Below are 13,184 nucleotides of genomic sequence, written 5' to 3' on the forward strand. Positions count from 1 at the left end.
ACGAATCTCCCCCTGCCTGCAAGCAATGTTTCCTAATCACCAGGAATTTCGATGCCCCCTTCGTCGAACACGCGATAGCTCTGCGATTTCGGTTTGGCTTGGTCTTCCTCGTTGACGTAGCGAATGGACGAGGTGCCCATCAGGGATCGCGGCAGCACCATGGCGCGGATGAAACGGCTGGCAATTTGCCCGTCGGCTTGCGCGAACACGGGCTCGGGGCCGGTCTCGAACCAGGGGCCGCCCGGGGCATAGGATGAGGAACGCCCTTCCGTATCGATACGGATCGTGCCCTCCCTGAGGCAGCGGGTACCGGGGCCACGATGGGTGTGCAAAAAGGCGCAACCGCCAGGGGGAAAGGCGACGCTGTCCAGGCGCAGCAGCAATTCGTCGGCGATCCGGTCGGGTTCGATGAAATGCGAGAGTTTCAGATGCCCACGGCCGGCCAGGGGTTCGGCCAGGCTTCCCGCCGAGACGATTTCCCAGCGCCACAATGTGGCGCCGCTGTCGGCGACCGCTAGCATCAGCTTGTCGGAGGTGACAATACCTTCGTCGGCCGGCAGCACGCTGCCATTGATCGTCACCTGCCCGGCGGCGACATAGATGGCCCGCGGAGACGCCGGCAATGCCACAGGATCGACGCCCGCGAACGGCGTGTCCTCGAACAGCCGCAGCTCGATCTCCATGGTTCCCCTTCCCGGCCCGCTCAGCCGAGCAAATTCTTGCCGCCGAAGCGCTCCAGCCAGGCCGGGATGACGGCCTTGTTGTAGACGTTGTCCGGAACCTCGCCGCGCAGCGCGCTAAGCAGCGACCGTGTCGCCCAGTCGAGGCCGGGCCCGAGGCCCGAGCCGTGGTTCATGGCCACGATGTGGGACCACAGCAGCACCTTGTCGCCCATGCCCCTGAGCGGCGACTGCAGCGGCAGGGGCTCGACCTCGAAGACGTCGAGGGCGGCACCGGCGATCTGGTCCTTCAGCAGCGCCGCGATCAGCGCCTCCTCGTCGATGGCCGGGCCGCGCGAGGTGTTGACCAGCAGCGCCGTGGGCTTCATCAGGACGAGCTCCCTGGTGCTGATCATGTGGCGCGTCTCTGGGCTCAGCGTGACGTGCAGCGAGACCACGTCGGATTGGGCCAGCAGGGTGTCGAGATCGACACGCTCGGCGTTGTGGTGGACGAACTTGGAATAATCGACGTAAGGGTCGCAGGCCAGCAGCCGCACCCGCCAGGGTGCCAATAAATCGGCCAGGCGGCTGCCGATGCGGCCCAGCCCAATGATGCCGATGGTGATGCCGGCGTAGCCGTCGTGCCGCGCCCCCAGGTAGGTGCCAGTCAGCGCGGCATCTCGCCAGCCGCCTTCCTTGACGTAGCGGTCGCGCTCGCGCGATTTCTTGAGGACGTCCAGAATCATCGCCATGGTGCTCTCGGCCACACCGCCCCAGTTGGCCTCGGTGGGGCAGTGGCTGACGATGATGCCGAGTTCGGTGGCCGCCTCGACGTCGACGTCGTCGATGCCGATCGAGCACTTCGAGACGATGCGCAGATCAGGCGGGATCTCGAGCACGCGGCGCGAAATGGGGTTGGGCCGGATGGTGGCGCCGAAAAAACCCGTGGCACCGGCGGCATTCTGGCAAAGCTCTTCTTCCGTGCCGCCCTCGGCCGAGATCCACGAGCCCTTGCCGATGACCAGCTCGCAGCCCGCCGCCTCGAGCCGGCCGTAATAGGAATCGGAATCCTCGACCGGCGCGAAGACGAAGATCTTGTGAGGCTTGGCAGCACTCATGATGGGCTTTCCCGTGGTTGGATGTGGGCCGCGAAATTGCGTTCGGGGTCGAGCTCGGGGACCGGCCGGCCCAGCGGCCGGGCCGCCGCGGCCGAGGCGCAAGGCTGGAATTCGCCCGAGCCGCGTTCGGCGCCGAGCTCGCCGTCTTCGACGATGACCTGGCCGCGGCGGATCACGGTCTCGGGCCAGCCCCTGACGCGGCGGCCCTCGTAGGGCGTGTAGCCGACGTTGTCGTGCAACATGGCGCTGCCTATTTCGACCTCGCGCTCGGGATCCCAGATGGCGATGTCGGCGTCGCTGCCCACGGCGATGGTGCCCTTTTTGGGATAAAGGCCATAAAGCCGGGCGGCGTTGGTGGCGGCCAGGGCCACGAAGCGGTTGAGGTCGATGCGGCCCTTGCCCACGCCTTCCGAGAACAAGAGCGGCAAGCGCACCTCGACGCCCGGCACGCCGTTGGCCACGTGCTTGAAGTCGGGGTCGGGACCGTGCGCCAGTTTGCCGCTTTCGTCGAAGCGATAGGGCGCGTGGTCGGAGGAAAAAACCTGGAAGGTGTCGTTGGCCAGGGCCTGCCACATGGCTTCCTGGGCGGCCGCGTCGCGGGGCGGCGGGCTGCAGCAGAACATGGCGCCCTCGGCGCCCGGCCGGTCGAGATCGGCGGCCGTGAGAAAGAGGTATTGCGGGCAGGTCTCGCCATAGATCTTGAGGCCGCGGTCCTGGGCCCGGCGGATCTCGGCCGCCGCCTCGGCCGTCGAGACGTGAACCACCAGCAGCGGCACGTCCAAGAGCTCGGCCAGCGCGATGACCCGGTGCGTGGCTTCCTTCTCGGCCAGGCGCGCATGCGCCACGGCGTGGTATTTGGGGGCCCTATAGCCGCCCTCCAGCAGGCGTTCGCCCAACCAGCGGATGACCTCGTGGTTCTCGGCGTGCACCATCACCAGGGCGCCTTCGCGCCTGGCCAGCGCCAGCACCTCAAGCATCTGGTAGTCGTCGAGCCGGAGCATGTCGTAGGTGGTGTAGACCTTGAACGAGGTATAGCCATCCGCAATCAGGGCCGGCAGTTCCTGGCCCAGCACTTGTTCCGTGGGGTCCGAGATGATCAGGTGGAAGGCATAATCGATCACCGCCTTCTCGGCCGCCCGGGCATGATAGTCCTTGACCACGTCGCGCAGGGACTGGCCGTGGTGCTGGGCGGCAAAGGGGATGATGGTGGTGTTGCCGCCAAAGGCCGCCGAAATGGTTCCGGAATGGAAATCGTCGGCGTTCATCAGGCCCATGCCGGAAAGCTGCTCGATGTGCAGGTGGCTGTCGATGCCGCCTGGCAGCACCAGCTTGCCGGCCGCCTCGATTTCGCGGCCCGTGCTCGGATCCGCCGCCAATCCCTCGCCCAGCGCCGCCACGCGGCCCGCAGCTATGCCCACGTCGGCCCGGAAGCTGTCGGCCGCCGTCACCACGGTGCCGTTCCTGATCACCAGGTCATAGGCCATGATTTCTCGTTTCCGCCGTTTTCGCCAAGATCTCCCCGGGCTGTGACTGTCGGGGAGATCGGCGCGGGAGGCAAGGGGGTTGTGGGGCGGGCGTGGGCCGCCGGGAATTCCGGGCTAGAGGCTTTTCAAAAACGCTGTTTTGAGCTGGGAAAGCTTTCCTGCACGAAAGACTTGAACTCCAGATCGTGCCGAACGACGTGATCCATTACCAGATCATACAATTCCGAAAAGCAGCCCTCGGGCTTGGCTTCGATACAAGCTGCCGCGCACTGCCCGAACAATTCGTCCATCCGCTGATACAGGATCCGGTGGTGCTCGGCGTGCGTATCGAGGCCGGGATATTGAATATCGCGAAGCAGGTTTTCCTCCCGGCGAAAATGGTTGCCAAGGCATTCCCGAAGTCCCCGGCACGAGACCTGGATGTGCTCCCCAAAGGCCCTGCCATCGGGCCAGAAAATGTCGTTGAAGTAGGCCAGGATCTCGCGGTGGTCAGCGTCGATATCCGGGTGGTCGATGGCCAGGGAGTCGAGCCATTTGATTGGAGCGCTTCGCAAGTTGGTCTCCACCTTCTCCCCCGCGGAAGCGGTCGATTGCAAGACCTTGACATTGTGCACGCAGCCATGCCGGGGGTCAATTCGCGGGTTTCTCAAGGTTCTTGCGCTCGGCCAGATCAGGCTCCTCCGCCTCAGGCCCGATCTGTAGCGGCGACGGCGGGATTATCTTCGGTGCCGGCTCGCGGCTAGGGCATTATGCCGTGACGCAGCGCCACCTCGGCCGGGGCGTGGCGGCGGTTGAGGGCGCGCTCCAGCGCCGCGATCAGGCGCGGGCGGGTGTTGCGGGGGTCGATGATGTCGTCGATCTTCATCTGCTCGGCCGCCGGGAAGGCACCGCAAAGCTCGCCGAAGGCGGCCTCCAGTTCGGCCCGCAGCGCCGCCGGGTCAGCCGCCGCCTCCAGGTCGGCCCGGTAGGCTGCCTGGATGCCGCTTTCCAGCGGTATGGCGTTGAAGTCGGCGGTGGGCCAGGCCAGCACCGTCGACTGCCCGGCGCCGTAGCCGCCCATGGCGCAGGCGCCATAGCCGATGCCTTTGTGCAGCGCCACCGTCAGCAGCGGCACGCGAGCGAAGGCGAAGGAGTGCGCGATGGCCATGCCGGCCCGCAGCGCGCCCTCGCGTTCCGATTGCGGCCCGGTCATCACCCCCGGTGTGTCCATGAAGGAGACGATGGGCAGGTGGAAAGCGTTGCAAAGATCCATGAAATGGCGCTGCTTGGTCCCAGCGGCGGCGGTGATGGCGCCGGCCTGCACACGGGGCTGGTTGGCGATGACGCCGATGGCGTGGCCGTTCAATCTCGCCAGGCCGGTGATCATCATGCGGGCAAAGTCGGGTTTGATGTCGAAGTAGCTCTGCCGGTCGACGATCAGCTCGATGGCGCGGTACATGTCGTAGGGCCGGCGCCGGTTCTCGGGGATCAGGTCCAGCAGTTCCTCTTCGCGCCGATCGGGGTCGTCCTCGGGGGAAATATCGGGCGGATACTGGTAGGCGTTCTGCGGCAGGTACGACAGAAACCGCTTGATCTGGGCGATGGCGTCGAGGTCATCCTCGGCGACGTTGTCGGCCACGCCCGAGACGCGGCAGTGAACGTCGCTGCCGCCCAGCTCCTCCTTGTCGACGGTGTGGCCCAGGGCGCTATAGACCAGCGGCGGGCCGCCGGCCGCCAGCATGCCGGTGCCGCGCACCATGACGATGAATTCGATCATCGCCGCGATCAGCGCCGAATCGCCGGCCACCGGGCCCATCACGGCGCAGGCCTGGGGCACGATGCCGGAGAGCTTGGCGATGGCCATGAAATGGTGCATCGGCGCCAGGCCCTCGCCGATGGATTCGTCGGTGCGCGCGCCGGCGCCGTCGAACAGCCAGACCAGCGGCAGCTTGTCGCGGCCCGCCAACTCCACCATGCGGTTCTTCTTGATCAGGTTATTGAGCCCGACCGAGCCGCCGAGCACCGTGAAATCCTCCGACACCACGCCGACGGTGCGGCCGCCTGCGCGGCCAAAGCCGGTGATCACGCCATCGGCCGGGGTGCGCTTGTCGGCCGTCTTGGGTACCGGGGTGTGGACGTGGCTGGCCAACTGCCCAAGCTCCTCGAAGCTGCCCGGCTCGAACAACGCATCGACGCGTTCACGCGCCGTCAGTTTGCCCTGCTTGCGTTGGCGCTCTATCCGACGTTCGCCGCCGAGCAGCAGACTGTCTTCGTGGCGCCGCGCCAATTCGTCGAGCAACTTGCGCATGATGGTGGACCCTCCGCGCTTTCCCCCCAACCAAACAAAGGCGAATTCTAGAGCATTTCAGCGCCGCCGTTTACCAGGGCGGCCAATGCTCGCTAATATCGGGGGCCGCCGGCCAGGGGTTGGCGGCTTGTGGGAGGATGGAGAATGAGCGAACCGCTGCTGTTTTCAGCCATCGATTTGCGCGAGGTGCGGCTCAAGAACCGCGTCGTGGTGGCGCCCATGCACCAGTATTCCGGCGTCGACGGCTTTCCCGTCGATTGGCACCTGATGAACGCCGGCCGCTTTGCCGCCGGTGGCTCGGGCCTGGTGATCGTCGAATCGACCAAGGTCGAACGCCGCGGCTGCGGCACGCTGGGGGATCTGGGACTGTGGCACGACGACATGGTGCCGCCCATGCGCCGCCTGGCCGACTTCATCCGCCAGTCGGGCTCCGTGCCCGGCATCCAGATCGGCCACTCGGGCCGCAAGGCGCGGCGCTTCCGGCCCTGGGAGGGCGCGGCGCCGCTGCAGCGCACGCCCGACATTAAGGACTGGGAGGATTGGGAGCTGGTGGCACCCAGCGCCTTGGCCGACGAGGGCGATCCCGAACCCCGGGCGCTCAGCCGCAACGAGATCCCCGATCTGGTCGAGGCCTGGGGCCGGGCCGCGGCCAGGGCCGATGAGGCGGGCTTCGATATGCTCGAAATCCACGCCGCCCACGGCTACCTCGTTCACCAGTTCCTCTCGCCCGTGGCCAACCGGCGCAACGACGACTACGGCGGATCGGAAGCGAACCGCATGCGTTTCGCCATCGAGATCGTCGAATGCGTGCGCCAGAACTGGCCCGATGCCAAACCGCTCTTTCTCAGGCTATCGGTCGAAGACGACGCCGGCTGGGGGCCGGACGAAAGCGTCGCGCTATCCCGCCTGGTCGGGCCCAAGGGCGTCGACGTCATCGATTGCTCCTCGGGCGGCATCCTGGGGGCGCCGGTGGTCAGCGCCGGGCCGGTGGGCTACGGCTACCAGGTGCCCTACGCCGAACGCATCAAGACCGACACCGAGGTGCTCAGCATGGCGGTGGGTTTGATCGTCCATGCCGACCAGGCCGAGCGCATCCTGCGTGACGGCCGGGCCGACCTCATCGCGCTGGCCCGCGAGCTCTTGTTCAATCCCAACTGGCCCCTCGATGCCGCCCTCAAGCTGGGCTACGAAGGTGCCTATGATCTGATGCCCAGTCCCTACAGCTTCTGGCTCGAAAAGCGGGCCCAGTCGATCACCGACATGACGCCGTCCACCTTCATCAGCACCAGCGAGGCGGGGGGGGATTAGGGCATGGGGGAGGTGGCGCGCCTGGCGGGCAAGGTCGCCGTCATCACCGGCGGTGCCAACGGCATCGGCCGGGCCACCGTGTTGCGTTTCCTAGACGAGGGCGCCCGGGTGGTGGTGGCCGACCTCAACCTGGCCAACGGCCAGGAAACCCTGGATCTGGCGGCCGCCGCCGGCCACGCCGACGTCATCCGCTTCGCGCCCTGCGACGTGGCCCAGGAAGAGGACATCGCGGCGGCGGTGCAGTGGGCCGTCGACGATTTCGGCCGGCTCGATTGCATCTTCAACAACGCCGGCATCGGCGGTGCCTTCGGATCGATCGTCGAGACCTCGGTCGAGGACTGGGATTTCTCCACCGGCGTCTTGCTGCGCAGCGTCTTTCTCGGCATGAAGCACGCCGGCCGGGTGATGCTGGAACAGGGCGAAGGCGGCTCCATCATCTCCACCGCCTCGGTGGCCGGGCTGGGCGGCGGCGCCGGGCCGCACTGCTATTCGGCCTGCAAGGCCGGCGTCGTCAACCTCACCCGCACCGTGGCGGCCGAGTTGGCGGCCTTCCGCATCCGCGTCAACGCCGTGGCGCCGGGCACCATCATGACGGATCTCTTTCATGGCGGCGATCCCGAGGGCAAGCGCGCCCAGGTGCTCGACAATCAGCCCTGGCCCGAGCTTGGCGTGCCCGACAACATCGCCACGGCCGTGCTTTTCCTGGCCTCCGAGGACGCCGCCTTCGTGACCGGCGAGACCATCGTCGTCGACGGCGGCCAACTGGCCAAGGGACCCGAACTTTTCAGCCAGAAACCGGACAGCACAATCTTCACCGCCATCGGCCTGAACAAGGGCTCGACCGGCGAGGAGATGAAAATCTACAAACGCATCCAGCGCGAGACCTGAGGCCATGTACACCGTCCATATCGATTACCAAAGCCGGCTCGCGGCCATGCAATCGGCCGTGCGTGAGGCCGGCCTGGCGGCGCTGGTGGGCACGCGCTTGAAGACCGTGACCCATGCTTTGGGCGCCTTCTGCCCCTGGCGCAGCACCGTGCTGGTGCCGGCCGAGGGCGAGGTCGAACTGATTTGCCCCGGCATGGATGCCATGCGGCTCGAACAGGAAGGCTGGCTCAGCCGCGTTTTCGGCTATTCGCGCCAGCCCATGATGGAGCTGGTGGCCGACCGCCTGCAGGCGCTGGGCCTGGCCGAAGCCCGCATCGGCTTCGAGGACGGGGCTTCGGTCTACCTGCCCGAGGGCTTCGTCAGCCGCGCCGAATACCAGACCCTGGCCTCGGCGCTGCCGGGCGCCAAACTGGTCGACGCCTACCAGATCATCGATGCGCTGACCATGGTCAAGGAAGACGCCGAGGTGCGCCTGATGCGCCAGGCCACGGCCATCGTCGACCACGGCCACCACGAGGTGGCCCAGGCGCTGCACGTCGGCATGTCGGAAAAGCAGGTGGCCGGGGTGGCCGAAAAGGCCATGCGCGATGTGGGCAGCGAGTTCGCCTGGACCTTCACCGGCGGCCAGGAGATCGCCTCGGGTCCGCGCACCTGGACCGGTGCCTGCACGCCGGCCAGCGACAAGCTGATTCAACGCGGCGAGAACGTGTTGCTCGATCTGCACGGCATGTACGGCCTGATGCTGGGCGACGTGGCCCACAACGCCGTCATGGGCCAGCCCAGTCCCGAGCAGCAACATGTCATCGACGCCTTTTGCGCCACCTGCGAGAAGCTGGTCGAGACCATGCAGCCCGGCCGCACCCTGGGCGAGGTGGCGCGGATCGTACGCGGCTTCGTCGAGCGGCAGGGCTGGTCCGGCTTCGTGCGCGGCTTCGGCCACGGCATCGGCCATTTCGGGCACGAATGGTACCCGACGCTGACCGACATCGAGATCCCCCAGGTCTCACAACCCGATTACGTGCTGGAGACCAACTACATGCAGATGATCGCCGTCACCGCCAACCTGGTGGGGGTCGGCGGCCTGCGCATGGAACGGCCGCTGGTCATCACCCAGGGCGGCAACGAGGTGCTTTCGAAGCTGCCTTTCGAACCCTATATCATCAACTGATTCAGCCCGGAGGAACTGCCATGAGCGATACCGTTCTCTACGCCAGCGACGGCGCCGTCGCCACCATCACCTTGAACCGGCCGGACCGGCTGAATGCCATGAACAACGAGCTCATCGGCGCCATGATCGAGACCCTGGAAGGCGCCGCCAGTGATCCCGAGATCCGGGTGCTGATCCTGACCGGCGCCGGCAAGGGCTTCTGCGCCGGTGGCGATCTGGCTGGCTTCGCCGACGGCGAGTTCAAGGTGGAGCGGCCCATCCACAACGCCATCGCCAACTTGCGTACCTCCATGCGCACCTCGCAGCTTTTGCGCGAGAGCCCGATGGTCACCATCGCCGCCATCAACGGCGCCTGCGCCGGAGCCGGCATGTCGTGGGCCCTGGCCTGCGACCTGCGCTATGCCGCCAATACGGCCAAGTTCTCGACGGCCTTCCTCAACGCTGGCCTCTCGGGCGATTTCGGCGGCACCTACACGCTGACCCAGATCGTCGGCACGGCCAAGGCGCGCGAGCTTTACCTCCTGTCCGAGCGCTTCGATGCCCTCGAGGCCGAGCGCCTGGGCATCGTTTCCCAGGCGCTCGAGCCCGACGAGCTGATGGGCCACGTCGAGGGCGTGGCCCAGAGGCTCGCCAATTCGGCGCCCATCGCGCTGCGCTGCATCAAGCAGAACCTCAACGACGCCACCCGGCTGAGCTTTCCCGACGCCCTCGACCAGGAGGCCGACCGCCATTCGCGCTGCGGCACCACCGACGACAATACCGAAGCCGCCAAAGCCTTTCTGGAAAAGCGCAAGCCGGTTTTCCTGGGGCGTTAGCCCGGATTCCCCGCCCGCCCGCCGCCTTGGCGGCGGCGGCGGGCGTTGCTATGGTGGGGGATCTTGAAGCGTTAATCCAACAGCATAAGTTGGTCGTTGATGCCCCCACGCATTTTCCGCTACATCCGCATGTTCAGCCTGCGCCAGCAGTTCGCGGTGATCGTGCTGACGCTGGTTTCGTTTCCCTTCCTTTACGTTTCCCTGCAACTGCCCAAGACGATCATCAACGAGGCCATCGCCGGCGACGGCTCGGCGGTGGATGTGCTGGGCTTCGAGTTCGAACAGATCCCCTACCTGCTGTTGCTCTGTGGCGCCTTTTTGGCCCTGGTCTTCGTCAACGGCGGCTTCAAATTCCAGATCAACGTCTACAAAGGAGTGATGGCCGAACGTCTGTTGCGGCGTTTGCGCTACATGCTGGTCGAGCGCGTCATCCGCTTTCCCCTGTCGCAGTTCCGCGTCACCTCGCAGGGCGAGCTGGTGGCCATGATCACGGCCGAGGTCGAGCCCCTGGGCGGCTTTTTCGGCGATGCCATCGCGCTGCCCATATTCCAGGGCGGCACCTTCCTGACCATCGTCGTCTTCGTCTTCATGCAAGACCCCTGGCTGGGTCTGGCGGCGGTGTCGTTGATCCCCATCCAGGGCTACGTCATCCCCAAACTGCAGCGCCGTGTCAACATGCTGGGCAAGGAACGGGTGCGCAACGTGCGCAGCCTCTCCGACCGCGTCGGCGAGCTGGTCTCGGGCATCAGCGAAGTGCGTGGCCACGATACCTCGGGCTACATCCTGGCGGATTTCTCGCAGCGCCTGGGCAAGATCTATGACATCCGCTTCGATATCTACAAACGGAAGTTCTTTATCAAATTCCTCAACAATTTCCTCAACCAGTTGACACCGTTTTTCTTCTTTTCCATCGGCGGCTACCTGGTGATCATCGAAAACCTGACCTTCGGCGCCCTGGTGGCGGCGTTGGCCGCCTACAAGGACCTGTCTGCGCCCTGGAAGGAGCTGCTGAGCTACTACCAGCGCATGGCCGATGCCTCGATCAAGTACGAGGACCTGGTCAGCCAGTTCCAGCCGGCCGGCATGACCGATCCCGAGATCATGTACAACCGGCCCGAGGAGCTGCCGGCGCTGGCCGGGCCGGTAAACATGAACGGCGTCAGCCTGGTCGACGAAAACGGCATCAAGACGGTCGACAACGCCTCGTTGGCGCTGGAGCCAGGCAGCCGGGTGGCACTGATCGGCCCGGGTGGCAGTGGCAAGGAGCAGATCGCCCGCCTGCTGGCGCGCTTGGCCTTGCCCACCTCGGGCAAGATCACCATCGGCGGCGAGGATCTGGCCAGCCTGCCCGAGGCCGCCGTGGGGGCGCGCATCGCCTATACTTCGGCCGAATCCTATCTCTTCAACGGCACCATCTTCGACAATTTGATTTTCGGCCTGCTGCACGACGTCGCGGAGGAAAGCGAGATGTCCTCGCTGCGTCGGGCGCAATACGACGAAGCCCTGGCCTCGGGCAACAATCCCGCCAACTTCGACCTCGATTGGATCGACTATGGCGGCGCCGGCGCCGCCGGGCCGGACGAATTTATGCAGCGCCTGACCCGGGTGGTGGCGGCGGTCGAGCTGGAGGACGATTTTTTCCGTATGGGCCTCAGGCAGACCATCGATCCCGAGGGGAATTCAGACCTGGCCCAGGGCATCCTTTGGGCGCGCCTGCGTATCCAGGACGACTTGGCCCAGCGAGGCATGACCGATCTGGTACGCCAGTACGATCCTGAATCCTTCAATCCTTACGTTTCGGTAGCCGAGAACATCCTTTTCGGGGTCTCGCGCGATCCCAGCTTCGCGGTCGACGAGATGGCCGCCAATCCGGTCATCACCGAGCTGCTCGGGGACGAGCAACTGCTCGACCGTTTCGAGGAGACCGGGCGCCGTGTGGCCGAGACCATGGTCGAGCTGTTTGCCAACCTGCACTCCGGCGATCCGCTTTTCGAACGTTACAGCTTCCTCGACGAGGATGCGCTCGACGACCTGCAGATCGTGGTGCGCCGCCTGGGCTCGGGCGAGACCAAGGAGGCCAGCGAAGCCGACCGCGAAGTGCTGCGCAGCCTGGCCATGAAACTGGTGCCGCAACGCCATCAGTTGGGCCTGATCGACGATACCTTCCAGGAGGCGGTGCTGCGGCTGCGGCTGCGTTTGCGCCAGGTCATCGACGAGGAGGTCGCTGACAGGACGGAGGCCCGGGTGACGTTTTTCGACCGCGCCGCCTACTCGAGCGGCCTGACCATCGAAGGCAATATCCTGTTCGGCTCAGTCGCCCACGGCCGCCCCGATGCCCCCGAAGAGGTGGGCGGCGTGATCGACGCCATCATGGACGACCTGGGGCTGCGCCAGGCCGTGGTGCAGGCGGCTTTGGATATCCCCAGCGGCATCGCCGGCGGCCGCCTCACGCCGGCCGTGCGGCAAAAGATCGCCCTGGCCCGGGCCGCTCTCAAGCAACCCAGGCTGCTGATCATCGACGAGGCCCTGACCGCCCTCGACGGCGCCTCGCGGGCCAGGCTGCTGGCCAGCCTGGGCGGCCTTTTGCCCGAGGGCACGATCCTCTGGATCGATAGCGAGCTCCCTGCCGAGATGGCCTTCGACCGGGTCATGAATGTCAGGGCGGGCCGGGTCGAGGATCTCGAGGCGGTCCCGGCCGAAAGGGCCGAAGAGATCCCTGGCGAGGCCGAGGGCGACAACTTGGCCGCCATGGCAACGCGCCTGATGCGGGTGCCGATGCTGGCCGGGCTCGAGCATTCGCAGCTCAAGCTGCTGGCCTTCACCAGCGACACCCTGACCTATGACGTGGGCGAACGCATCATCCAGCAGGGTGATACCGGCGACTGTGCCTACGTCATCACCGGGGGCGAGGCCAAGATCGTGGTCGAGCGCGACGGCCAGGAGCGCTTCATCCGCACCTGCGGCGAAAACGAGATTCTGGGGGAGTTGGCGCTGCTCAACGACATCCCGCGCACCGCCAGCATCGAGGCGGTGACCGAACTGACGGTGCTGCGTATGAGCAAGGACGTCTTCCTCGAGCTCTTGAAGGCCAACAACCACGCCGCCCACGCGGTAATGCGCGAAATCGCCCAGCGCCTGGCCAGCATGACCTAACCCGGATCTCATTTCATGAGATCCGGGTTAGGTTTTTTTTCGCTCACGGCAGCGGACCTGACGGTCCGCTGCCTGCGCGGGCGCGCCGCAGGGGCGGCGGGTCGCGGTCGCTCCCGTTGCACAAAAAGACCAAGCAGCAAATAAACAAACTTGGTAGCGGCGGCGCTAAGCCGCCCCCCGGATGGGGGGCGGAGGCCAAGGGCGCGGATGCGCCCGCCCGGTGAGGGTCAACAAAAAGCCGCCTGTGGCGGCGCCCGCCCGGTGAGGGGTTTCAAAAAGTTCAGGCCTCCTGCCACGGATCGAG

Annotated in this window: 10 protein-coding genes; 5 read left to right on the top strand and 5 right to left on the bottom strand. The window is 66.0% G+C overall.

The features are described 5' to 3' along the window. Positions 1 to 32: 32 nt before the first annotated feature. From QGG75_14440 to QGG75_14460, 5 genes are all read right to left on the bottom strand, one after another. A complete protein-coding gene (locus tag QGG75_14440; GenBank protein ID MDP6068431.1) occupies positions 33 to 683 on the bottom strand; it encodes a hypothetical protein in 651 nt (216 codons plus the stop codon). A 20-nt stretch (positions 684 to 703) separates the two neighbouring features. Then, a complete protein-coding gene (locus tag QGG75_14445) occupies positions 704 to 1,777 on the bottom strand; it encodes an NAD(P)-dependent oxidoreductase (protein ID MDP6068432.1) in 1,074 nt (357 codons plus the stop codon). Next, the gene (gene hydA / locus QGG75_14450; GenBank protein MDP6068433.1) at positions 1,774 to 3,261 is read right to left on the bottom strand and encodes a dihydropyrimidinase; all 1,488 of its coding nucleotides are present in this window, start codon (positions 3,259 to 3,261) and stop codon (positions 1,774 to 1,776) included. Before hydA ends, QGG75_14445 begins: the two co-directional genes overlap by 4 nt. 125 nt (positions 3,262 to 3,386) lie before the next feature. Next, positions 3,387 to 3,827, bottom strand: coding sequence for a hemerythrin family protein (locus QGG75_14455; GenBank protein MDP6068434.1), 441 nt, complete (start codon positions 3,825 to 3,827; stop codon positions 3,387 to 3,389). Between the two features lie 173 nt (positions 3,828 to 4,000). Next, entirely contained in the window at positions 4,001 to 5,548 is a 1,548-nt protein-coding gene (locus QGG75_14460; protein MDP6068435.1) for a carboxyl transferase domain-containing protein, read from the bottom strand. 144 nt (positions 5,549 to 5,692) lie between these two features. On the opposite strand from QGG75_14460, the gene QGG75_14465 reads away from it, so the two are divergent. The 5 genes from QGG75_14465 (at position 5,693) to QGG75_14485 (ending at position 12,880) form a co-directional block, all read left to right on the top strand. Beyond that, positions 5,693 to 6,856 carry an NADH:flavin oxidoreductase/NADH oxidase gene (locus tag QGG75_14465; protein MDP6068436.1) on the top strand — a complete coding sequence of 388 codons (1,164 nt, stop codon included), beginning with the start codon at positions 5,693 to 5,695 and terminating at the stop codon, positions 6,854 to 6,856. 3 nt (positions 6,857 to 6,859) lie between these two features. Continuing rightward, positions 6,860 to 7,744: an SDR family oxidoreductase gene (locus tag QGG75_14470; GenBank protein MDP6068437.1), complete on the top strand. Its 885-nt coding sequence runs from the start codon at positions 6,860 to 6,862 to the stop codon at positions 7,742 to 7,744. Positions 7,745 to 7,748: 4 nt separating this feature from the next. Next, entirely contained in the window at positions 7,749 to 8,912 is a 1,164-nt protein-coding gene (locus QGG75_14475; GenBank protein ID MDP6068438.1) for a Xaa-Pro peptidase family protein, read from the top strand. A 20-nt stretch (positions 8,913 to 8,932) separates the two neighbouring features. Beyond that, complete coding sequence (locus QGG75_14480) at positions 8,933 to 9,727, top strand: enoyl-CoA hydratase (protein MDP6068439.1); 795 nt, start codon at positions 8,933 to 8,935, stop codon at positions 9,725 to 9,727. 99 nt (positions 9,728 to 9,826) lie between these two features. Next, positions 9,827 to 12,880, top strand: coding sequence for a cyclic nucleotide-binding domain-containing protein (locus tag QGG75_14485; protein MDP6068440.1), 3,054 nt, complete (start codon positions 9,827 to 9,829; stop codon positions 12,878 to 12,880). Positions 12,881 to 13,184 lie beyond the last annotated feature (304 nt).

The sequence above is a fragment of the Alphaproteobacteria bacterium genome, assembly GCA_030740435.1.
Taxonomy (GTDB): domain Bacteria; phylum Pseudomonadota; class Alphaproteobacteria; order UBA2966; family UBA2966.

Coding starts and splice junctions, on each gene's coding strand:
- QGG75_14440 (MDP6068431.1), bottom strand. CDS start 683: ATGGAGATCGAGCTGCGGCTGTTCGAGGACACGCCGTTCGCGGGCGTC.
- QGG75_14445 (MDP6068432.1), bottom strand. CDS start 1,777: ATGAGTGCTGCCAAGCCTCACAAGATCTTCGTCTTCGCGCCGGTCGAG.
- hydA (MDP6068433.1), bottom strand. CDS start 3,261: ATGGCCTATGACCTGGTGATCAGGAACGGCACCGTGGTGACGGCGGCC.
- QGG75_14460 (MDP6068435.1), bottom strand. CDS start 5,548: ATGCGCAAGTTGCTCGACGAATTGGCGCGGCGCCACGAAGACAGTCTG.
- QGG75_14465 (MDP6068436.1), top strand. CDS start 5,693: ATGAGCGAACCGCTGCTGTTTTCAGCCATCGATTTGCGCGAGGTGCGG.
- QGG75_14470 (MDP6068437.1), top strand. CDS start 6,860: ATGGGGGAGGTGGCGCGCCTGGCGGGCAAGGTCGCCGTCATCACCGGC.
- QGG75_14475 (MDP6068438.1), top strand. CDS start 7,749: ATGTACACCGTCCATATCGATTACCAAAGCCGGCTCGCGGCCATGCAA.
- QGG75_14480 (MDP6068439.1), top strand. CDS start 8,933: ATGAGCGATACCGTTCTCTACGCCAGCGACGGCGCCGTCGCCACCATC.
- QGG75_14485 (MDP6068440.1), top strand. CDS start 9,827: ATGCCCCCACGCATTTTCCGCTACATCCGCATGTTCAGCCTGCGCCAG.